The organism is Lacrimispora sp. 38-1 (genome assembly GCF_049890855.1).
Lineage (GTDB): Bacteria > Bacillota > Clostridia > Lachnospirales > Lachnospiraceae > Lacrimispora.
Genome location: NZ_JBANEW010000099.1, coordinates 251695 through 273461, shown reverse-complemented (window position 1 = coordinate 273461; position 21767 = coordinate 251695). Strand labels below are relative to the sequence as shown.

The window sequence follows — 21767 nt, the reverse complement described above, 5'->3', positions numbered from 1 at the left end:
CAAAAATGAATACCAGTCCACTTAGCAGCTTATCAGTGCAGGAAGCAGCCAGCCTGCAATTTAAAATCATAGACTGCATTACGAAGAGATTTGAAGGTCATGAGATATTGACCAGGGGAGATTTAGGAGTAATTCCGGGTTTCAATAAACCTGTCATAACACAGAAAGCAGAACAGGTAATTGCAGATATTTTTGATGCAGAAGCCTGCATTCTGGTGAGAGGGGCGGGAACCGGCGCCATACGTCTTGGACTTCACAGTATACTAAAACCAGGTGAAAAAATTCTGGTCCATAAAGCGCCTGTCTACAATACTACCGCTGTTTCCATGGAAATGATGAACATTTCCCCGGCAGTGGCAGATTATAATGACTTAAGCGATGTTAAACGGGTGATGATTAACAACACGGACATAAAAGGTGCACTCATCCAGTATACCAGGCAGAAACCAGAGGATGCCTATGATATGGCACAGGTAGTGAAAACAATTAAGGAAACCAGCAGTCTGCCTGTGCTCACTGATGATAATTATGCCGTAATGAAAGTCAGCCGTATAGGAATCCAATGCGGAGCTGATCTTTCCTGTTTTTCGGCTTTTAAACTTCTGGGGCCGGAAGGTGTGGGCGTAATTGTCGGAAAGGCAGTTTATATTCAAAAGCTGGTGAGAGAAAATTATTCCGGAGGTATGCAGGTGCAGGGGCATGAGGCACTTGATGTACTCCGAGGCTTTGCATATGCGCCGGTGGCTCTTGCCGTACAGGCAGAGGTTAACGATGAATGCGTAAAACGGCTGAATTCAGGTGAGATCCCCTGTGTAAAACAGGCATTTCTTGCAAATGCACAGTCAAAGGTTCTTCTGGTGGAATTTAAAGAAGACATCGCCGGGAAAGTTCTTAAGGAAGCAGAAAAATTAGGAGCAGCGCCTAATCCAGTGGGAGCTGAATCAAAATATGAGATCGTGCCGATGTTTTACCGGATATCAGGAACGTTCCAAAGTGCAGATCCGGCACTTAAGAACCGCATGATTCGCATCAATCCCATGCGTTCAGGGGCTGATACCATTTTACGTATATTAAAAGAAGCTGTAGAAAGAGTGATATAGATGTTTTTAACGCAGACAGTAAAACGGAACAGGGAATTAGTCGAAACTTCATTTCAATTACATCAAAGCGGACTCATAGAGCCGGATTCCTATGTGATAGACGTGGATACATTTATGGAGAATGCATCTCTGATGCTTAAGGAAGCCAAAAGAATGGGGATCCGGTTGTTTTTTATGCTTAAGCAGATCGGCAGGAATCCATATCTTGCAGGGAAATTGATGGAACTGGGATTTGAAGGAGCAGTAGTAGTTGATTATAGGGAAGCCAGAATCATGATGAATCATCGGATCCCCATAGCCAATATTGGTCACCTGGTACAAATACCCGACTCCCGGATTGAAGAGTTTGTGGCTTACCGCCCTAAGATGATTACTGTATATTCGGAAGAAAAAATCAGCCGGATACATCAGGCAGCTAAGAAAATGGGAGTGATTCAGGATGTGATTTTACGCGTTTATAATGATTCGGATATGATATACTCCGGTCAGACGGGGGGATTTCATCTGGGAATATTAGAAGCGCTGACAGCACGGATAAAATTTATGTATCCCTGTGTTAATATTGCAGGTGTAACTTCTTTTCCCTGTTTTCTATATGATGGTGCTGCCGGTGATCTGATAGCCACTGAGAACATGAACACAGTAAAACAAGCTGTGAAAATTCTTGAAAGAAACGGAATTAACTGCAGTATTATAGATACTCCGTCTGGGACCTGTATCCATGCTTTAAAAAAAATAAAAGAGCAGGGTGGAAACTGCGGAGAACCGGGTCATGGGCTTTCAGGAACAACGCCAATGCATGCAGTAAAGAAGATGCCGGAGATTCCGTGTGTAACTTACGTAAGTGAAGTATCCCATAATTTCATGGGACAGGCTTATTGTTATGGAGGAGGTTATTACAGGCGCTCTCATCTCATGAAAGCACTGGTTGGAAAATCCTTTGAAAAATCGGATGAATTAGGAGTAATCCCTCCATCTGATGAAAGTATTGACTATTATATTGGCTTGGAAAAAGAGTGTGCAGTAGGCGATACTGTTGTGATGGCTTTCCGTTTTCAAATATTTGTAACCAGGTCTGATGTTGTGCTGATAGAAGGATTAAAAGAGAGAAAACCGTATATTTCCGGGATTTATAACAGCATGGGGATGAAAAAATGAAAAAAAGGTTTATTATCATCGTATTAGATGGATTCGGCATCGGAGCTATGGAGGATGCAGGCACGGTCCGGCCGGGAGATGAGAGGGCCAATACGTTAAAAAGCATTTTAAAGGATTATCCGGATTTAAAGCTCCCTGCTCTTGAACGGTTAGGTCTGATGAATGCTTATGGGGAGGAATGTGTTTCCATGAAATTCTCCCCGGAAGCTAATTTCGGAAGCTGCCAGCTTATGCATTTTGGAGCGGATACATTTATGGGACATCAGGAAATAATGGGGACACTTCCGAAAAAACCCAAGATTCATCCGTTCCAGGAGAAAGTTGATGAAATAAAGTATCATCTGGAGGCCGGCGGCCACGATGTTCGGACCATTGATAAACAGGGGCTGCGTTACCTTCTCGTTGATCATTATGTAACGGTAGCAGACAATCTGGAAGCGGATCCTGGCATGTGCTATAATGTAACGGCTCCTTTGGATTTTGTATCTTTTGAGAGAGAGTACGCGATTGCCCGGAAGGTGAGGGAGATTGCCTTAGTCGGCCGTGTCATTGTATTTGGCGGGAGAGGAAACACAATGGAGGATCTATGGAATGCAGAAGAAGTGAAGCAGAACCGCTTTATCGGTATCTCCTCTGTTAAATCAAAATCCTACGAACATGGATATCAATGCAGGCATTTGGGATACGGAGTGGACCAGAACGTACAGGTTCCTACGATACTGACAAAAGCGGGATATTCCTGCACACTGATCGGTAAGGTGGCAGACATTGTTGCAAATGATAAGGGATTAAGTATTTCATGCGTACCCACAAAAGAGGTTATGGATTTAACAATTCGTGAGACGAAATCAATGAATCAGGGATTTATCTGTACCAATGTACAGGAAACAGATCTGGCCGGGCATTCTCAGTCTTCCAGAATTTATAAAGAGATTTTGGAGACCGCTGACAGGGGAATTGCTGAATTGCTTCCGGAGCTGACTTCCATGGATATTCTGGCAGTAATGGCTGACCACGGAAATGACCCTGATATTGGTCACAGCAGGCATACAAGAGAATGTGTCCCTCTTTTGATTTATAAAAAGGGCATAACAGGCAGAAATATCGGACGAAGAAAAAGTCTTTCTGACGCAGGCGCCTCTGTCTGTGACTATTTTAATACATTGAAACCACAGAATGGAGAATCATTTCTTACATATTTAAATAATTAAGCATAAAAAAGGCAGAATGCTCTGCCTTTTTTATGATGGTTCCTCATTATTCTACAGTTACTGATTTGGCCAGATTCCTCGGCTGATCCACATCTAAATTCTTTCCCACTGATGCATAATAAGCGATGAGCTGTAAAACCACTGCAATCGGATATACTGTGAAACGGTCCCCGATATCAGGAATATTAATCTGGATATCAGCAATGCCGGGCTCTACATTTAAACTTTCCTTTGTAAGAAGAATTACAAAGGCACCTCTTGCCTTTACTTCCCTGATATTGGAAATAGTCTTTGAAAAAACATTTTCCTGAGTGGCTATGGCAATCACCGGTACATCCTGTGTAATAAGGGCGATGGTTCCATGCTTTAATTCTCCGGCTGCGTAGGCTTCCGCATGAATATAAGAAATTTCCTTCAGCTTTAATGCACCCTCAAGAGAAAAGGCGTAATCAAGTCCCCGTCCAATGAAAAATGCATCCGGTTTATTAATTAAATGTGTTACCAGTGCTTTCACCGCATCTTTCTTTTCTATCATGGCTTCCATGGCGGGAATGGAATCAAGTAGTTTCTTCATAAAATCTTCCGCTTCCTCTACGCTGTATTTCCCTCTTACAAGGGCCATACGACAGCACACCATATAAAGGGCAGCCAGCTGAACGGAATAAGCTTTTGTGCTGGCTACTGCGATTTCAGGACCTGCATGGGTATAAAGTACATAATCGCTTTCTCTGGCTATGGTAGAACCCTTAACATTAACAACCGAAAGTGTCTTAGAACCATAACTTTTTGCCAGACGAAGTGCAGCCAGGGTATCGATTGTCTCGCCGGACTGGGAGATTATAATAACCAGGGTCCTGTCATTCACCAGGGGATCTTCATACCGGAATTCCGATGCGATGGAAACAGTGACCGGAATTCGAAGGAGAGGTTCCATTAAGGCTCTTGCAGCCATTCCAGCATGCATGGCAGTGCCGCAGGCAACAATATGAACCTGGTCACAGTCCTCAAATACGAAGTCAGGTATCTGATCATCTGTAAAATCAGGCAGGCCTTTTGCAAGGCGTGGTAAAATCGTGTTTTTTAAAGCGTCCGGCTGTTCATGAATCTCTTTTAGCATAAAATGAGGAAATCCGTTCTTCATGGCAGCATCCATATTCCAGTTCACTTCCAGGATTTCCGGTTCCAGCTCCTTTAAATCCAGGTCATATAAACGGACTTTGTAGGAGGTGAGCCTTAAGATGTGGTCTTCCGGAACTACAAAATATTGTCTGGTATAAGGAATCAATGCTGTTAAATCCGATGCCACAAACGAACCTGAGTGGGTATATGCAGCCACAAGAGGACTTACATTCCGGATCGCATAGATTTCACCTGGGTGATCTTCAAACATCATACAGAAGCTGTAAGACCCCTTTAAATGTGTTACCAGCTCTGCAATGGCTTTTGCAGGGTCCCCGTCATAAAGACTTTCAAGAACCCAGGCAGCCACTTCACTGTCTGTTTCAGAAAGCAGCTTTCCTTCCAGGTGAAAATCAGTGGTAAGCTGGTGGTAGTTTTCAATAATGCCATTGTGAACCAGAATGACACGTCCTGCTCTGTGGGGGTGGGTATTTTCCGTAGTGACACCGCCGTGAGTAGCCCATCTGGTGTGTCCCAGTCCGCAGTGGGATACCTGGTTAATTTCCTCGCATCCCTTTTTTAAATTAGAGACTTTTCCCGTATGACGGACTAAATGGATTCTGGAATTTTCCATGCACAGTGCAATTCCTGCACTGTCGTATCCGCGGTATTCCAGCTGGGAGAGTCCTTCCAGCAGTATTTTTTTTGAGTCTAAAGGTCCGGTATATCCAATGATTCCACACATAATAAAATCTCCTTAATTTTTGTTTTATGGTTTTCTGTTCTTATTTTGTTAAATACGCACACAAAAACAGGCTGTCTTCTATCGTTTGTAAAACGGACAGCATTTTTGTCTACCCAATTTTTCCTGCATATACCGGTTCCAGAGTGTTTGTTTTGCAGTTACCTGCATATTTCACACTGGATACACGCCCGGCTGGCATGGAAGGGCATCCGCCGAATATTCGATCACCCTTCACCTCGTTAACCCTGGATACCGTTTTCTTAAGAAAACGTTCACGATCGTATCCTCAGGTGCATGGCGCTTAGCTTTGCTATTTGTATTTATGCCTCCTTCATAAATTTAGTTTATTATAACTTTTCTTTCTTTGTGCGTCAATACCATGATTTACATCCATTTTACTAAAAGATTCTTTTTCATTTTACATCCGTTCTCTAAAATATAGTCAGGATATAAGAAAGGAAGCAGTTTTATATGGCAAGTCTATCTTTGGTAAATGTATGCAAAACATTTAAAAATGGCCAGGTTGCGGTGAAAGATTTTAATCTGGATATAAAAGATCAGGAGTTTTTGATCCTGGTGGGTCCCTCAGGCTGCGGAAAATCCACCACTCTGCGGATGATTGCAGGTCTTGAAGAGATATCTTCCGGGGAGTTATGGATAGACGGAACACTGATGAATCTGACTGCTCCCCAGAAAAGGGATTTATCCATGGTATTTCAGTCCTATGCTCTTTATCCCCACCTGACTGTTTATGAGAATATGGCATTCAGCTTAAGAGTACGAAATGTTATGAAAACGGAAATTGATAAACGAGTGAGAAAAGCGGCAGATGTTTTATGCATCAGCCACTTACTGGACCGGAAACCCCACGCTTTATCCGGCGGACAGAAGCAGAGAGTCGCAATCGGAAGCGCTATAGTCCGTGAGCCAAAAGCTTATTTAATGGATGAGCCTCTGTCCAATCTGGATGCAAAGCTGAGGACACAGATGCGGGTAGAATTATCCAAGATACACAAAGAGCTGGGAGCAACCATTATTTACGTAACTCATGACCAGGTGGAGGCCATGACACTGGGAACCAGAATTGTGGTCATGAATTCCGGAGTGATTTTACAGGCGGCAGAGCCGAAAGTTCTCTATCAAAATCCGGTAAATAAGTTTGTAGCCGGCTTTATCGGCTCCCCTTCCATGAATTTTATTCCCGTCTGGGTGGAGAGGAGAGAAGACCGGATCTGTGTGGAATTTTCCAAAAACAGACTGTTTGTAAATGAAGAATGTGCGAAGCGGCTCATTGATGGTGATTACCTGGGCAGAAGAGTATATCTTGGAATTCGCCCGGAAGATTTGCACGAAACCGGATCCAGGGAACAGGAACTTAAACTGAACGTTGAGATAAAGGAAGTTCTGGGATCAGAAATCCTTCTTCATGGGAAAATAGGCAGGAATCCGGTCTGCGCAAGACTGAAACCGGATTTTCCGTCAGAAGCCGGAAAAGAAGCTTCCATCTTTGCAGATATGAGCCGGATTCTGCTGTTTGATATGGATACAGAAGAAAACATATTATACCGTTAAGGAGCAGTCTTATGAAGTTTAAAATAGTTACAAGAAATTTAAGTCCCTATGCATATATCGCTCCAGCCATGGCAGTTTTTGCAGTTTTTCTATTTTTCCCATTTTTCAAAACAATTTATTTAAGTCTTTTTAAAACCAATAAAATGGGCCAGGCAAAGCTGTTTGTAGGAGCAGGAAATTATACCGAGCTTTTAAGCTCTCCATCATTTTTTAACAGTCTTTTTGTAACAGCGGTATTTGTACTGATTGTAGTGAGTGTCAGCATGCTTCTTGGTCTGATCACGGCTGTACTGTGCAATCAGTCATTTCCGGGTATCCGGATATTCAGTACTGCCTATGCACTTCCAATGGCAATAGCTTCAAGCTCCGCTGCCATGATATTTAAAATCATGCTTCATCCGTCTATCGGAATTGTTAATAAGATCCTGGGATTACATATTAACTGGATCAGTGACCCAAGGTATGCGCTGGTATGCGTGGCACTTTTAACTGCATGGCTGAACAGCGGCATTAATTTCCTGTATTTCAGCGCCGGTTTAAGTAATATTGACGAAACCATTTATGAACGGGCATCGGTGGACGGTGCGAATTCCTTCCAGAAGTTCTTCCGGCTGACTCTGCCCGGGTTGAGCCCCATTCTGTTTTATACTCTGGTAGTTAATATTATTCAGGCGTTTCAGTCCTTTGGCCAGGTTAAGGTATTAACCATGGGAGGCCCGGGGGAATCTACAAATTTAATTGTTTACTCCATTTACCGGGATGCATTTTTCAATTACCGTTTCGGCAGTGCGGCAGCCCAGTCTGTAATCCTGTTTATCATTATTATGGTGCTGACTTTATGCATGTTTCGTTTGGAAAAGAAAGGAGTACACTATTGATGGAATCTGTTATTTCCAGGGCTATGAAAGATACAGGCAGAGAAGAACTTGAGAATCTTAAGAGAGAAGCGTTAAAGAAAGCTTTGTTTCGCCGCAGAGCCGCTAAGCTGGCCCTTACCGGACTGAATCTGCTTATGGCACTGTTTCTTCTGCTTCCGCTTTTATACGCAGTCAGTATTGCGTTAATGCCTTCCAGTGAGCTGTTCACAACGAGTATGAACTTAATACCGGCAACGCCCACACTTGATAATTTTCGTCAGGCAACGGTTAAGATACCTTTAACCCGTTTTATTATTAATTCATTTATAGTAGCAGGCTGTATCACTGCAGGACAGATCATATCCTGTTCCCTGGCGGCATTTTCCTTTTCCTTTCTGGATTTTAAAGGTAAAAATCTGCTTTTTATGCTTGTAATGGCAACCATGATGATACCGGGAGAAGCAACGATTATATCTAATTACTTAACGGTAAGCGGGTTTCAATGGCTTAACAGCTATAAGGTTTTAATTGTTCCTTATCTGACTTCGGCTATGGGAATCTTTTTATTCCGGCAGTTTTATAAATCCTTTCCCATTTCATTATATGAGTCGGCCCGGATTGATGGCTGCTCTAACTTAAGATTTATTTACAGCATCCTGATACCCCTTACCAAATCAGCGATAGGTGCCATGGCAGTATATACATTTATAAATGCCTGGAATATGTATTTGTGGCCGCTTCTTGTTACAGGTTCCGATAAAATGAGAACGGTTCAGATAGGGATCGGCATGCTGGACAGCGTGGACTCCCAGTCAATTTCCATGATGATTGCGGGAGTAGTCATGATTATCGTTCCATCGATTTCTGTCTTTATCTTAGGACAGAAACAGCTGATCAGAGGAATGTTCTCAGGCGCCGTAAAAGGCTGACCTGGTTCAGAATAAATATTACATAAAATTTGGAGGACAAACATGAAAAAGAGAGCAGTTTCCTTTTGTATGGCAGCTTTTATGGCTGCAGGAATGCTGTCCGGCTGTGCAAGTCAGACCGGATCCGGAAATACCGCTGCATCTGAAACAAAGGAAGAGGTTACAACCACCGCAGCTCCTGTTGCCGCAGATACGAAGGCAGATACACAAAAGACGTCCATTACGTTCTGGCACTCCATGGGAGGTGTCAATGGAGAAGCCATTGATGCACTTGTAGAAAAGTTTAACAAGGAAAATACTTCAGGAATCACCGTTGAGGCCCAGTATCAGGGCAGCTATGACGATGCCATTAACAAGTTAAAGAGCGCTCAGATCGGTAACATGGGAGCAGATCTCGTTCAGATTTATGACATCGGAACCAGGTTTATGATAGATTCCGGCTGGGTAGTCCCGATGCAGCAGCTGATCGATGGGGATAAATGGGACATTTCCCAGGTAGAACCCAATATTGCAGCATATTATACGGTAAACGGCACTCTGTATTCCATGCCATTTAATTCCTCTACGCCCATTCTCTACTACAACAAAGACATGTTTAATAAAGCAGGTATTACAGAAGTCCCTGACAGCCTGCCGGGGATTGAACGGGTTTCAGATGATCTGCTTAAAAAAGGCGGAGCCGGAGAGGTAATTTCTCTGGGTATCTACGGCTGGTTTTTCGAGCAGTTTACCTGCAAACAGCAGGCCCATTATGCAGATAACGGAAATGGAAGAGAAGCAGCGGCTACTGCGGTTGATTTTGATAAAAATGGAGCCGGTGTTAAAACACTGACTGCATGGAAAGAATTATCAGTCAAAGGATATGCTCCCAACGTCGGCAGAGGAGGAGATGCAGGACTTGCAGATTTCAGCTCCGGAAAATCTGCCATGACACTGGGTTCAACCGCATCCTTAAAACAGATCTTAAATGATGTGAATGGAAAATTTGAAGTAGGAACCGCTTATTTCCCGAAGGTCAGTGATGATGATAAGGGAGGCGTTTCTATCGGAGGAGGCTCTTTGTGGGCATTAAATAATAATGACGCCGGTAAACAGAAAGCAGTATGGGAATTCGTTAAATTCCTTGTTTCACCGGAAAGCCAGGCATTCTGGAATTCCCAGACAGGATATTTCCCGATCACCACCGCAGCTCATGAAGAACCTGTCTTTAAGGATAACATTGCAAAGTATCCTCAATTTCAGACTGCCATTGATCAGCTTCATGATTCCACACCTCAGTCTGCAGGCGCTCTGTTGAGTGTATTTCCGGAAGCAAGGCAGACGGTGGAAACAGAAATCGAAAATATGATTAACAACAATGGCACACCAGAGGATGCAGTTAAGAAGATGGCAGAAAGCATAAATAAATCCATTGCCGATTATAATCTCTTAAATAAATAAATGGCACCAGAAAGGATATTAGCAGATGAAGACAAAGGTTTGGGCTCACAGGGGGGCTTGTGCATATGCGCCGGAAAACACACTGGAAGCATTTGAACTGGCAGTCAGGCAGCATGCAGACGGAGTGGAATTAGATGTGCAGGTGACGAAAGACGGAAAACTGGCAGTGATCCATGATGAAACTATTGACCGTACCTGCAATGGTACCGGCAATGTAAAGGATTTCACCATGGCTGAATTAAAACATTTTTCGTGCAATAAAACACACCCGGAATATACTGCAGCTGTTATACCAGAGCTAAAAGAAGTTCTTAAGCTGTTAAAACCTACTGACTTAACTGTTAATATCGAACTTAAAACCGGTATATACCGTTATAAGGGGATAGAAGAAAAAGTATTAAAGCTGGTTAAGAAAATGGAGATGGAGGAGAGAGTGATCTATTCCTCTTTCCATCATCCCAGCATAATAAAAATCAAAAAGCTGGATCCAGAAGCAAAAATCGGAATTTTATACTCTGATGGCTGGATTCATGTAGTCACTTACGCAAGGCTGATCGGGGCAGATGCCCTTCATCCGTCTGTCAACAACTTACGGTCCGAAAAACTGATCAGGGAATCCAAAAAGAAGAAGATTCCTCTGCATGTGTGGACTGTAAACGATGAAACTTTTATGGAATACTTGGCAGGGAAGGGGATTGGAGCCATAATTACCAATTATCCTGACGTTGCAAGAAGAATAGTAGATGAGAAAGGATAAAAATTTATGATTCGATTAGTAGCCTCCGATATGGATGGAACACTTTTAAACCGTTATGGAAAAATATCTTTAAAAAACCAGGCTGCTGTTCATGCTCTGAACAGAAGAAATATTGATTTTGTTGTATGTACAGGACGCAATTATGCTGATGCTTATGCTCCTTTAAAAGAGGCGGGCATATCCTGTGATATCATCTGTATGAATGGCGCAGCTGTATTTAACAGCAAGGGGGAGCAAATCCGCAAGCAGACTCTGTTAAAAAGTCAGGTTAGCCGTATTCTGACCATCTGCCGGCCGTACTCCGTGCTTTACGATTTTATGACTGATGATGGAAGCTATACGACATCAAGTCTTGAAGAATTCAAGGAAAGTTTTGAAAATAAAATCTTCCTTTCCATGGTTTCCGAAGAACATACCTTTGAAACCATTGTGAAACGCTTTCAGTTTATATCTGAAGAGCATCTGCTTCATTCTGAAACCGATATATACAAAATGTCAGTTGTACATGAAGATCCTCAGGTTCTGGCATATATTCGTTCCTGTCTGGAAAAAGAAGAAGGAATCTCCATTGCTTCCTCTGCTTCTACCAATCTTGAATTGACACATTTTAATGCTCAAAAAGGAAATGCACTGCTTGAATATGCCATAAATACTAAAATTCATCCCAGAGAGATTCTCGCGATGGGAGACAGTGAGAATGATTTATCCATGCTTATTCTGCCGTTAGGCTATACGGTTGCTATGGATAACGGATCAGAGAAAATAAAGAAAAGTGCCCGGCTGGTCACCAGATCCAATGAAGAGGATGGGGTAGCGGCAGCCATTGAAACCCTGGTCTTATCAGATGCAGCCTTAGCAACCGGTTAAAAATCTGAGCCTGATAATATATCTTATGAAATTATGAAAGCATGTAAATGTATAACCGTCTGAATTCATATCTGAGTTCATATCTGATATCATACCTGAATCCTCATTCCATTCATCGTTCATCTGTTTCCTTTTTTCTGAACAATTGGATCCTTTCCCTATTTCATTTTTTGATTGACTGAGAAAATTAAGAGAAAAGCAAGAAACAGGAGTTGCTTTTCTGATAAAATATGTGGGGTTGTCTAAGACGACATGGGAAAGGATTGAGGATAGAGTCATGGATAATGAGGATGAATTGGACCGTATGCGGGCTCGAAAAAAAAGAAGCGATAACAGCAGAATGAGGGAGAAACCCAAACAACATTCAACTGAAAGAAGTAGTCAGGCCCAGGATCATATACAAGCTTCACATGGTGACAGAACGTATTACAGTACGGGTGACGGAAGAAATCCCCGCGTCAGATACAGCGGTCAGCAGACCGGTACGAACCATAAGAAGAAAAAGAGACATCATAAGAAACATAAAATCATTGCGAAACTGGTTATCATTGCTGCGTTGCTGATTGCAGGGCTGCTTCTTTTTAATCAGCGGACCCATCAGAAAGGCTATTGGACCATTGCTGTCTTCGGTGTGGATTCCAGAGATGGTAACTTAGAAAAGGGTGCGCTATCAGATGTGGTTATGCTATGCAATATTAACAAGGAGACTGGTGAGATTAAGCTGGCATCCGTATTCCGTGATACATACTTAAAAATTAACAGCAAGGGAACCTATCATAAAATAAATGAAGCTTACTTTAAGGGCGGGCACAAGCAGGCGTTAGAAGCTCTGAACGAAAATCTTGATTTGAATATCGATGATTACGCAACCTTTAACTGGAAGTCTGTTGCAGATGCCATTAATATACTGGGTGGAATCGATCTGGAAATCACAGAACCGGAATTTGCTTACATAAATGGTTTTATCACAGAAACAGTGAATTCCACAGGAGTTGGTTCTCATCAGCTGAAGCATGCGGGAATGAATCACTTAGATGGTGTACAGGCAGTTGCTTATGCAAGACTCCGTCTGATGGATACCGATTTTAACCGTACCGAGCGACAGAGAAAAGTTGTAAATCTTGCGATGGAAAAAGCTAAGAATGCAGATTTTGCCACAAGAAAAAACCTGATAACAGCTATTTTCCCGCAGATTTCCACCAGTGTCGGCATGAATGATGTTCTGGCTGTTGGAAAAGGCATCAGTAAATATCACATCGGTGAAACCGTCGGTTTCCCATTTTCACGTACTACTATGAAGATTGGGAAAATGGACTGTGTGATACCAACCACACTGGAGAGCAATGTAGTGCAGCTGCACCAGTTTCTATACGGCCAGGAGAATTATGCTCCGTCTTCTGCAGTAAAGAAGATCAGTGCATCAATTTCAGAAGAAAGCGGTATTACAGAACCAGGTAAGAACGCTCCTTCCGGAGGCGGCTCCAGCAGTAAAAAGAAGAAGAAACAATCTTCAGATGCACCTGCAGAGACAAGCCAGGCACCGACAGAGACTGTTGTTGAAACATCAGAAGAAACGAAAGAGACCAAAGAGACAGCTAAGGAAACAACAGTACCTGAAACCAAAGAGCACGAGAGCGGTAAAGTCCCCACTAATGAAGACGGAAGTCTGATTGGACCTGGAGCAAAAGTTCCGAATACAAAGGAAGAAACAACGAACGAAACGAAAAAGCCAGTCAGCTCAGAAAAAACTTCAGACGAAGAAATAACCACCGAAGCAGAAGCGAATGCAGGTCCAGGTGTATAAATATAATTGATATCATAGATTATATTATTTAAAATGACAAAACATTAAAATGCCAACATAAATTGGTATGGTTTTGTCATTTTTTATTTATATAAATAACTTAAGGCTTAATGTTACTTTGTCGCAAACTCTTGAAGAAGAACAAAGCGAAGAAAAAGTAAAAATTATAAGTTCTTTTTTAGAGATAAATGGAACGTTTCAATATATTTTGAGTAATATATATTAATATCCAGTTTGTAGATAGCTATTAGTAATTTTATATATACAGAGAAAGCTAACTATTGAAAGGAGTTTATTTGTATGAGTTTATTATCTCCAAATCATTTTCATAATGATAATGAACTTTGTAAGCAAAGCTCAGTTACTTTAAAATGTGTATCAACTGGAACAGTGACAATACCAGTAGGTGCCCCAAATACACAAATTTCTATTATAAGCCTGCCATTAAATATATCTGCATTATGCAATCAAATAATAAAAATTGAATTTGTATGTAATATAACTTTGATACAACCACAGACTGATTCAATACTTTTAATGTTTCAGATTAATAGGCATTGTAACAAGATGATTCAAAATATCCCTATTGGACAAAGATGGATATTTTCAGATATTTCAAATTTTGTGAGTGCCGGAACATTTTCATTCTTTGTATGTGATAGTGATTTTAATACAGAAGAGTGTTGCACATATACAGTAGATGTAACTCCTTTAGTTACCACTTCAGGAGCTATTATAACAAACTCAATTATTTCTGCAACAGCGGTTAGCAATGTACAATGTAGTTAAAAATGCCAGGGAGGATATCCAGAGCAGCAGTTACAATAATTTAATAAGAAGCAATATAGAACTGCATATATCTTCCTCCCGGATTTAAAAAATCCATTATAAATCTTTCATTTTAATACCAATAGTTTCTTGATATCATCAAGATGCTCTTTGGTTGTTACTCGATAATGTATCCAGCCTCCGTTACCGCAGGGATATCTCGCGTCTATTTGTTCCTGCGTATATTCTAAAAGGAAAGGATACGCTTTTTGAAATGAATCATCGGATAATCTGAGCATAATATTAAGAGCACCACGTTCAGCGAATATATCACAAAGAAGCTTTTTCTTTCTGCGGTAAGTAACGCACCATCCGTAGCTATTTCCGTAAGGAAAGCGTATCTCGCTTTGCGCACATATTTCCTCCGCCATAAATCGATCCAGATCAGAAAATAGCATTCCACTCGTGCCACACCATTCGACCAATTGAGAGATATCGGGGCGAATTGATTTGTCAAGCATTCTTTCATACATAGTCTTACCTCCATTCAATCATATATTTACCGGATTTTTAATTTTCTAATTCAAAGCTCATCAAAAACGACTTTACATCATCGCATGTCATAAACCCACTCATGATACAGGCTCCTTTGGCTCCTGCTTTACAGACAGAACGGGCATTATTACATTCAATCCCTCCGATCGCATAAACTGGTATAGATACACTTTTGCAAATACATTCCAGGAAGCGGACACCCCGCCCGGGTAATCCCTTCTTGCAGTCGGTTGCAAAAATATGCCCGGCGATAATATAAGTACAGCCAAGTCTCTCAGCTTCCTTGGCCTCCTCTGCCGAATGACAGGATACACCAATTATTTTAAAGTGCCTCTTCTGTACATCGGTCATTTCCCGCATTTTCGGAAGCGGAAGGTGTATCGCCTCCGCATTCAGCTCTATGGCAGTATCAACAAAACTATGAAGTACACATGGAATCTGGTGCTTTGTACAAATTTGAATGACCTGTTTTGCAAGCTGCCTGTATTGTACCTCTGATAAGTCCTTTTCCCGGAGGATGATACCTGCAGGATGGCTGAGAGCAATTTTTTCTATTCGATGCAGAAAATCTTCCTTACACAAAATCCGGCTGGTAATACAATAAATATTAAACATAGAGATAATCATTCAAAACGGGCTGCAAGCCTTCCTTAGAAATGTGCTCATACATTTTTTTGAAGCTGCGACTGTCATTAATTTCAAACTGTTCATCGCCTTGTGTTCCGTCTGACTCCTTTCCCCTGTATTTGCTTTCATGATCGCCAATTCCTGTTGAAACTCCTGCAGAAACTTTCGTGGCTGCAATTTTTACAATACCATTGCGGAAAGCCTCACTCTCACGGGAAGAAACAGTAATTCCCACAAACGGCAGAAAAATGCGGTAAGCACAGATGACCTGACAAAGCTGCTTTTCACCCACATCAATAGGATTTATTTTCTCATTATTAATGATGGGGCGAAGTCTGGGACAGGAAAGGGACATTTCTGCATGCGGGTATTTTCTTTGTAAATAATACACGTGAAGTGCACTGGCAAGTGCATCCGTACGAAAATCGGAAAGGCCCAGCAATGCAGAAAATCCTACGCCCCGCATACCGCCTCTGAGAGCTCGTTCCTGCGCATCAAAACGATAGGGCCACACCCGCTTGTGCCCATATAAATGTATGGTTTCGTATTTATCTGCATGATAGGTTTCCTGAAACACCGTTACATAGTCTGCTCCACATTGGTGGAGATACCGATACTCGTCTGTATTTACCGGATATATTTCCAATCCAACCATGCGGAAAAATCTCCGGGCCAGCTTACAGGCTTCACCAATGTAGGCCACATCACTCTGAGTACGGCTTTCTCCTGTAAGTATCAGGATTTCCTCCATACCGCTGTCTGCAATAATCTTCATTTCATGCTCAATCTGCTCCATGCTCAGCTTCATACGTCTGATATGGTTATAACAGTTAAATCCGCAATACACACAGTAGTTTTCACAATAGTTTGCAATATACAGCGGAGTAAAAAGATATACTGTATTGCCAAAGTGCCTGCTGGTTTCCAGTCTCGCTTTGCGGGCCAGCTGCTCAAGAAAGGATTCTGCCGCAGGTGATAACAGCGCTTTGAAATCTTCCAGCGAACAAATCTCATGATCCAATGCTGACATAACATCTTTTGCAGTATATTGGGAGTAGTCATAGGACTTCATCTGAGATATAACCTTTTCGCAGATACCGGATTGAATTTGTTCCATTCCAGGCAGATACTCCATGTGATTTTTGCGGCATGACGGATCCGTTTCCAGTAGATGTTTCTTCTCAAGAACGGCTTCTGACAAATACTCAGAATCAACCAAAAATTTATTTTCCATATAATGCCCCCCTAGTTATGCAGAAAACCGGTCAGAGGGTCGGAGGCAGCTGCTCCGCGTACAAGAACTCTTCCAAGACCAGAAAGATATGCCTTTCTTCCCGCATCGATTGCCTGACGAAATGCAGATGCCATCAGAGGGAGGTTCCCGGCTGTAGCAAGAGCAGTATTTGCCATAATTGCCGCGGCGCCCATTTCCATTGCCTCACAAGCCTGGGAAGGCCGGCCAATGCCGGCATCAACTATGACTGGAAGATCGATCTCATCTATTAAGATCTGAATAAACTCCCGTGTAGCGAGTCCCTTGTTGGAGCCGATGGGAGAAGCAAGCGGCATAATAGCAGCAGCACCAGCACTCACCAGATCACGAGCTGTATTCAAATCGGGATACATATAAGGCAAAACCACAAATCCTTCGTTTGCAAGAATTTCTGCGGCCTTGATGGTTTCCTGATTATCGGGCAGCAGATATTTGGAGTCCCGCATAATTTCAATCTTCACAAAGTTACCGCACCCTAATTCTCTTGCAAGCCTGGCGATTCGCACTGCTTCCCCGGCATCTCTTGCGCCGGAAGTATTGGGAAGCAGTGTGACCCCTTTCGGAATGTAATCCAGAATGTTTTCCTGTTCTTTCGTATTGGCTCGGCGAACGGCAAGGGTAATGATTTCTGCACCGGCATCCTTTACCGCTGCTTCAATCAGGCTCAGGGAATATTTTCCGGAACCCAGAATGAACCGGGAACTAAATTCCTGATCGCCAATAATCAGTTTGTCGTTTGATTGCATAATGTCTACCTTCTTTCTGTAATTCAAGCTTCATATTTTTCTGCAAGAATGCGGAGCACCATATGTGCCTGATGTGCGGCGCACAACATGACTCGTGAGGACATAAGTCCAATATTATCCTCTACATCACTAACTTCATCTCCACAGAGGTAGAAATGATCTGTAATTCTTCTGGTTCTTACAACGTTAGCGGAATCAATTCCTGCCATTCCGGAAGCGGCGATCAGATACCTTTCAGACATCTTTTCCAGCACACTGTTTACCAGCATAGCTTTAGCCTCAGCCCCATCGAAGGCCTCACAAATGATATCCGCATTACAAAGCATTTCATTAAAGTTATTCTCATCGATTTTCCTGGTATGTGTGATGACTCTTATATATGGTGCGATTTCCTTTAAGTTTGCAGCAAGAGCCTCTGTTTTGAAACAACCGGTTTGGGAAGCCTTATACTGCTGGCGGTGGAGATTAGAAACATCCACTTTATCAAAATCAATCAGAATCAGCCTGCCCACGCCTGCACGGGCAAGGGAAACAGCAATATTTGATCCAAGACCTCCAAGCCCGCAGATAGCGACAGTGGAGCTTGCGAACTTATCCTGCAAAGACTTTCCGTTCCGATTGTCAAGAGCTCTCCTCATTTCATCCATTGTAGGAATGTTGTTCATATCAACCTCCTCCTACAAAACTGACTACCTCAACAACATCACCATTTTGAAGTACTGTTTTCTCATAATGCTCTTTTGTAACGATTACTCCGTTCCATTCAACAGCAATCCGCTTGGGATTGTATCTGGTACCTGCCAGATATTCTGCCAGAGTTTTTCCTGCTGCTTCATGAAAAATGCCATTGATTTTTATCATGATTTTAATCCTCCTTAAAAAAATAGGAAGCTGCCTGATTGGCAACTTCCCATATTACTTATAAATTCAGTCGTCCCTACGTTGGCATTATCCAAATCAGGTTAATGGGTCGAAAGTCACACCTTCCTCTCAGCCTGTTTGGGTAAAAACACCCGCAAGCTCCCCGGTATTAAATTGTTATGAATAATAATACTACTATACGTGTGATTATGCAAGACAAATAAAAGGAAAAAGAGATTTATTTTGAATGCTGCATTTCCGTTCAGGTGCATCAGAGGAAGAAGCCGGGAGAGATGCAACAAGGGTAAACACCTGTGAAGATGATAAAATGGTTATTTTCTGCTTACGTTGCATTGAAATTTCACTTAACAAAGTTTCCGGGAAATCCTTTGTAACAGCAGAAGAGAATTCGTTCTGTATTTCATCAATTGCAAATTTCATACCATCATCACAATTGTGGTATTTTAACAGATCACTTAAGCTCTCCAAAGGTGCATTCTGGTACTAAATACCACACCATAGTCATGGTTTTCCCGGCTCCCTGCCTGCCGCAAAACATTTTAAGCCCAAAGGGGCGAAAAGACAACGATTCCTTGCTTTTCCAACTTTAATTTCTTACGCAGATCAATCAATTTCCACCTAAGGAATACCATAAAATGACCAAACTAAATGGCAGGAAGTTTCAGGCAGAGAAACGCAAAACAGATAAATCCTATAAACATTTTAAAAATTATCATAATACCTCCTTTAAATTTCAGTTTTCTGGATTAACTACAATAAAAAACTACCAGTTTATACTGATAGTTAGGAATTCTCTTTACATATTCAATTTTATTGGCCTTACATTATGCTCATAATATTTACTATAAATTATAACTGTTTCTTTAATGTATATAGTCTGATATCATCTGGAAAACCGTTGACTTCCCCACAAATAACATATCCTTGCTTTTGATAAAAAAGTGGAGCTTGAAAAGAATATGTCGTCAGGTGAGCAATCTGGCATCCGGAGGCTTTTGCTTGATGTTCAATTACTTCCAATAAACGTGATGCTATTTTTTGTCCTCTATAAGCTTCCTGCACCCAAAGAACCTCTATTTCTAAGGATGAGAGATAAGTAGATCCCGATACACCTCCCACAATAACTTCCTTTTCATTTCGTGCTATATTTGTAAACTCTATATTTGGTACTTTTAATTTACCGTTTGTTTTTTTCATATTGTGCTCAAGCATTCCATTTATACGAACTGAATTAAAAAACTCTTGTTCATCACAATCATTATAAATAGTTATAGACATTTTTGTCACCTCCATAAAACCAGTGTAATAATCTTTTTATAAGTAGAATATCATCAAACCTGCTAACTATCAATATTAAGTTTTCAATGTACACTAATACGTTAAATTCTAATTTAACTAATACCAAAAACCTGAAAACAAAATAGTTTATTTTCTCTTCCAGATAGCCATAAGCCGGGATAAAGAGAAACATCAAAATATGTTGGATGGTATAAGTATGCCACGGTCTTTCGAAATCATCAGGCAGTAAAGCTACAGCATGAAGATGGTAAAGTGTTTACTAATTTATACAATATTTTAGCAAAAAAAGAGAATGTTGTCTTACTCTCCAGAAGTGTTAGATTTAAAAAGACCGAATGGTGGGCACCAAGGACAAAAGAAAATAAATTTGGATTTGGCCAAGTCAATTTATGGTATCCGGCAAATAATGAAACGGATTCATCTAAAAGATATATTAGTAGAGTTGTTAAACTTATAGAAGAATATTGCGGTGAGAATTGGATTGACTGGTATGAATAAGTTGTTTTTATTTGAAAAATCAAGGAGACCATTTTTTCTATTTATAAAACGTAAGGATATTGTTTGCGTAAATTCAACAGCGTTTCATGTGGAATTTTATAAAAAGGTGCTGTATAATATACTTAATATAAATCCCCATTATCTGGACTTTCTATTATGTTGGTGCAGATAGAAAGCAGCCTGCTGGGTGGTTACGTACTGAATAAGAATTTTGTGTTATCTGGGAAATATACAGAAAAACGACAAAATAGTAGTAAATATAACCGAAAAATTACCGACAAAACTCCGGAAGTCCGGGAACCCTTATAAAGACTGGGTAGGAATGGTTTTATCGCAGATAATTTAAAAACGACAAAACCCTATAAACGACAAATCGAATAGGCATGGTTTTGTCGTTTTTGCATTAAAATATCTAGTAATGAGGCAAGCAGGAGATTAGAAAAGCGACAAAACGTAGTTTGCTAAAAGGATAAGTGGCATAAGGAATTGCCCGACTGGATATTTGAATATTTTATTTGTGAAGTTATTTTCTCTAACAAAAAATCAGATAAGGAAGTGGCAGTATGGTAGACGGTCATATTCATATTGAACGAGGAGAATATACGTATGAATGGGTAAATCAATTTGTTAACAAAGCAGTTGAAAAGCAATTAGATGAGATTTGGCTACTTGAGCATTGTTATCGGTTTGAAGAATTTGTTCCTATGTACGATTCTGTTTGTGCTTATAGCAATTATGTAGATACATGGTTTCACAGAAAAGCAGGAGTTCTGAAACTGGAAAAATATTTGTCACTAATCAAGCAAATTAGAAACAATCAATTCCCTGTTAAGATTAAGTTTGGTCTTGAGATATGCTATTTCAAAGAGTTTGAAGATTTAGTTGTAGAATTAACTAAAGATAAAGATTTTGATTTTTTGCTAGGTAGCGTTCATTTTGTTGATGATTTTGCCTTTGACCATAAGGAGGAGCATTGGAATGGAATTAATGTCGATGAAATATACCATAGATATTTTGAAACATCTGTTTCACTTGCTAAAAGTGGCATATATGACGGTATAGCTCATCCCGATGCGATTAAACTTTTTGGACATAAACCATCATATTCTCTAACAGAATACTACGCTAGTTTAGCAATGGAGCTTTCTAAAAATGATATGTACGCAGAACAAAATAGTGGAGTATTTCGACGTTGTCCTAATACAGCCACACTAGGTATGGATGAAGAAATGCTAAAAATAATGAGTAATAATAATGTCAAAATCATTACAGCATCGGATGCTCATTGCCCTGAAGATGTTGGTGATAGAATACTAGAACTTAACAATTGTTTAAGAAATAATTAGGTGCAAACTAGGTGCAACGGTGTAACCAGTATCAGAGATTGAAAACCATCCTTTCTATGTGTCTGCCAATTACATGGAACAGACTTTGACTATATCAATAAACAAAAAAACAAACTTGTAAAAGGTGTGAAAAATTTCCGACAAAACTACGGAAGTCTGGGAAGTATTGAAAACAAAGGGTTGAGAGGGTTTTGTCGCAATTATGTAAAAACGA

21 protein-coding genes and 1 riboswitch are annotated in these 21767 nt (G+C 40.9%); of the genes, 13 read left to right on the top strand and 8 right to left on the bottom strand.

Annotated features, from left to right (window positions below):
* The first annotated feature begins 5 nt into the window (after nucleotides 1-5).
* From V7D18_RS26900 to V7D18_RS26890, 3 genes are read left to right on the top strand one after another with little or no spacing between them, the layout of a single operon-like run.
* A complete protein-coding gene (locus V7D18_RS26900) occupies nucleotides 6-1100 on the top strand; it encodes an aminotransferase class V-fold PLP-dependent enzyme (protein ID WP_426159066.1) in 1095 nt (364 codons plus the stop codon).
* Nucleotides 1101-2258, top strand: a complete 1158-nt coding sequence (locus V7D18_RS26895; protein WP_426159063.1) for an alanine racemase — start codon at nucleotides 1101-1103, stop codon at nucleotides 2256-2258.
* Nucleotides 2255-3469: a phosphopentomutase gene (locus V7D18_RS26890; protein WP_426159061.1), complete on the top strand. Its 1215-nt coding sequence runs from the start codon at nucleotides 2255-2257 to the stop codon at nucleotides 3467-3469. Before V7D18_RS26895 ends, V7D18_RS26890 begins: the two co-directional genes overlap by 4 nt.
* A gap of 46 nt (nucleotides 3470-3515) precedes the next feature.
* On the opposite strand, the gene glmS is transcribed toward V7D18_RS26890, so the two are convergent.
* The gene (gene glmS, locus V7D18_RS26885) at nucleotides 3516-5333 is read right to left on the bottom strand and encodes a glutamine--fructose-6-phosphate transaminase (isomerizing) (protein ID WP_426159059.1); all 1818 of its coding nucleotides are present in this window, start codon (nucleotides 5331-5333) and stop codon (nucleotides 3516-3518) included.
* Between the two features lie 471 nt (nucleotides 5334-5804).
* On the opposite strand from glmS, the gene V7D18_RS26880 reads away from it, so the two are divergent.
* The 8 genes from V7D18_RS26880 to V7D18_RS26845 all read left to right on the top strand — a co-directional run bounded on the left by V7D18_RS26880 (nucleotide 5805) and on the right by V7D18_RS26845 (nucleotide 14348).
* Nucleotides 5805-6905 (top strand): ABC transporter ATP-binding protein, encoded by a 1101-nt coding sequence (locus V7D18_RS26880; protein WP_426159057.1) that lies wholly within the window; start codon nucleotides 5805-5807, stop codon nucleotides 6903-6905.
* A gap of 11 nt (nucleotides 6906-6916) precedes the next feature.
* Nucleotides 6917-7783 carry a carbohydrate ABC transporter permease gene (locus V7D18_RS26875; RefSeq protein ID WP_426159055.1) on the top strand — a complete coding sequence of 289 codons (867 nt, stop codon included), beginning with the start codon at nucleotides 6917-6919 and terminating at the stop codon, nucleotides 7781-7783.
* Nucleotides 7783-8691, top strand: coding sequence for a carbohydrate ABC transporter permease (locus V7D18_RS26870; RefSeq protein WP_426159054.1), 909 nt, complete (start codon nucleotides 7783-7785; stop codon nucleotides 8689-8691). The genes V7D18_RS26875 and V7D18_RS26870 overlap by 1 nt, the downstream gene beginning before the upstream one ends.
* Nucleotides 8692-8733: 42 nt before the next feature.
* A complete protein-coding gene (locus V7D18_RS26865) occupies nucleotides 8734-10131 on the top strand; it encodes an ABC transporter substrate-binding protein (protein ID WP_426159053.1) in 1398 nt (465 codons plus the stop codon).
* A gap of 25 nt (nucleotides 10132-10156) precedes the next feature.
* Nucleotides 10157-10888: a glycerophosphodiester phosphodiesterase gene (locus V7D18_RS26860; RefSeq protein ID WP_426159052.1), complete on the top strand. Its 732-nt coding sequence runs from the start codon at nucleotides 10157-10159 to the stop codon at nucleotides 10886-10888.
* 6 nt (nucleotides 10889-10894) lie between these two features.
* A complete protein-coding gene (locus tag V7D18_RS26855; protein ID WP_426159051.1) occupies nucleotides 10895-11755 on the top strand; it encodes a Cof-type HAD-IIB family hydrolase in 861 nt (286 codons plus the stop codon).
* A 277-nt stretch (nucleotides 11756-12032) separates the two neighbouring features.
* On the top strand, nucleotides 12033-13559 hold the full coding sequence (locus tag V7D18_RS26850) for an LCP family protein (protein ID WP_426159049.1): 1527 nt from the start codon (nucleotides 12033-12035) through the stop codon (nucleotides 13557-13559).
* Nucleotides 13560-13859: 300 nt separating this feature from the next.
* Nucleotides 13860-14348: a DUF4489 domain-containing protein gene (locus V7D18_RS26845; RefSeq protein ID WP_426159048.1), complete on the top strand. Its 489-nt coding sequence runs from the start codon at nucleotides 13860-13862 to the stop codon at nucleotides 14346-14348.
* Nucleotides 14349-14455: 107 nt separating this feature from the next.
* On the opposite strand, the gene V7D18_RS26840 is transcribed toward V7D18_RS26845, so the two are convergent.
* From V7D18_RS26840 to V7D18_RS26810, 7 genes are all read right to left on the bottom strand, one after another.
* Nucleotides 14456-14860 (bottom strand): DUF3788 domain-containing protein, encoded by a 405-nt coding sequence (locus tag V7D18_RS26840; RefSeq protein WP_426159046.1) that lies wholly within the window; start codon nucleotides 14858-14860, stop codon nucleotides 14456-14458.
* Between the two features lie 37 nt (nucleotides 14861-14897).
* On the bottom strand, nucleotides 14898-15497 hold the full coding sequence (locus V7D18_RS26835; protein ID WP_426159045.1) for a thiamine phosphate synthase: 600 nt from the start codon (nucleotides 15495-15497) through the stop codon (nucleotides 14898-14900).
* Nucleotides 15490-16743 carry a 2-iminoacetate synthase ThiH gene (gene thiH, locus V7D18_RS26830; RefSeq protein ID WP_426159043.1) on the bottom strand — a complete coding sequence of 418 codons (1254 nt, stop codon included), beginning with the start codon at nucleotides 16741-16743 and terminating at the stop codon, nucleotides 15490-15492. Before thiH ends, V7D18_RS26835 begins: the two co-directional genes overlap by 8 nt.
* A gap of 11 nt (nucleotides 16744-16754) precedes the next feature.
* Nucleotides 16755-17528, bottom strand: coding sequence for a thiazole synthase (locus V7D18_RS26825; protein ID WP_426159042.1), 774 nt, complete (start codon nucleotides 17526-17528; stop codon nucleotides 16755-16757).
* Nucleotides 17529-17551: 23 nt separating this feature from the next.
* Nucleotides 17552-18193, bottom strand: a complete 642-nt coding sequence (gene thiF / locus V7D18_RS26820; RefSeq protein ID WP_426159041.1) for a thiamine biosynthesis protein ThiF — start codon at nucleotides 18191-18193, stop codon at nucleotides 17552-17554.
* A gap of 1 nt (nucleotide 18194) precedes the next feature.
* Entirely contained in the window at nucleotides 18195-18389 is a 195-nt protein-coding gene (gene thiS / locus V7D18_RS26815; RefSeq protein WP_426159039.1) for a sulfur carrier protein ThiS, read from the bottom strand.
* Nucleotides 18390-18445: 56 nt separating this feature from the next.
* Nucleotides 18446-18565, bottom strand: a riboswitch (TPP riboswitch).
* 694 nt (nucleotides 18566-19259) lie between these two features.
* Nucleotides 19260-19688 carry a GNAT family N-acetyltransferase gene (locus V7D18_RS26810; protein ID WP_426159037.1) on the bottom strand — a complete coding sequence of 143 codons (429 nt, stop codon included), beginning with the start codon at nucleotides 19686-19688 and terminating at the stop codon, nucleotides 19260-19262.
* Nucleotides 19689-19961: 273 nt separating this feature from the next.
* Between V7D18_RS26810 and V7D18_RS26805 the strand changes: the two genes are divergently transcribed.
* Together V7D18_RS26805 and V7D18_RS26800 are read left to right on the top strand one after the other, a co-directional pair.
* Complete coding sequence (locus V7D18_RS26805; protein ID WP_426159036.1) at nucleotides 19962-20207, top strand: hypothetical protein; 246 nt, start codon at nucleotides 19962-19964, stop codon at nucleotides 20205-20207.
* Between the two features lie 563 nt (nucleotides 20208-20770).
* Nucleotides 20771-21553, top strand: coding sequence for a PHP domain-containing protein (locus V7D18_RS26800; RefSeq protein WP_426159034.1), 783 nt, complete (start codon nucleotides 20771-20773; stop codon nucleotides 21551-21553).
* The last annotated feature ends 214 nt before the right edge of the window (nucleotides 21554-21767 follow it).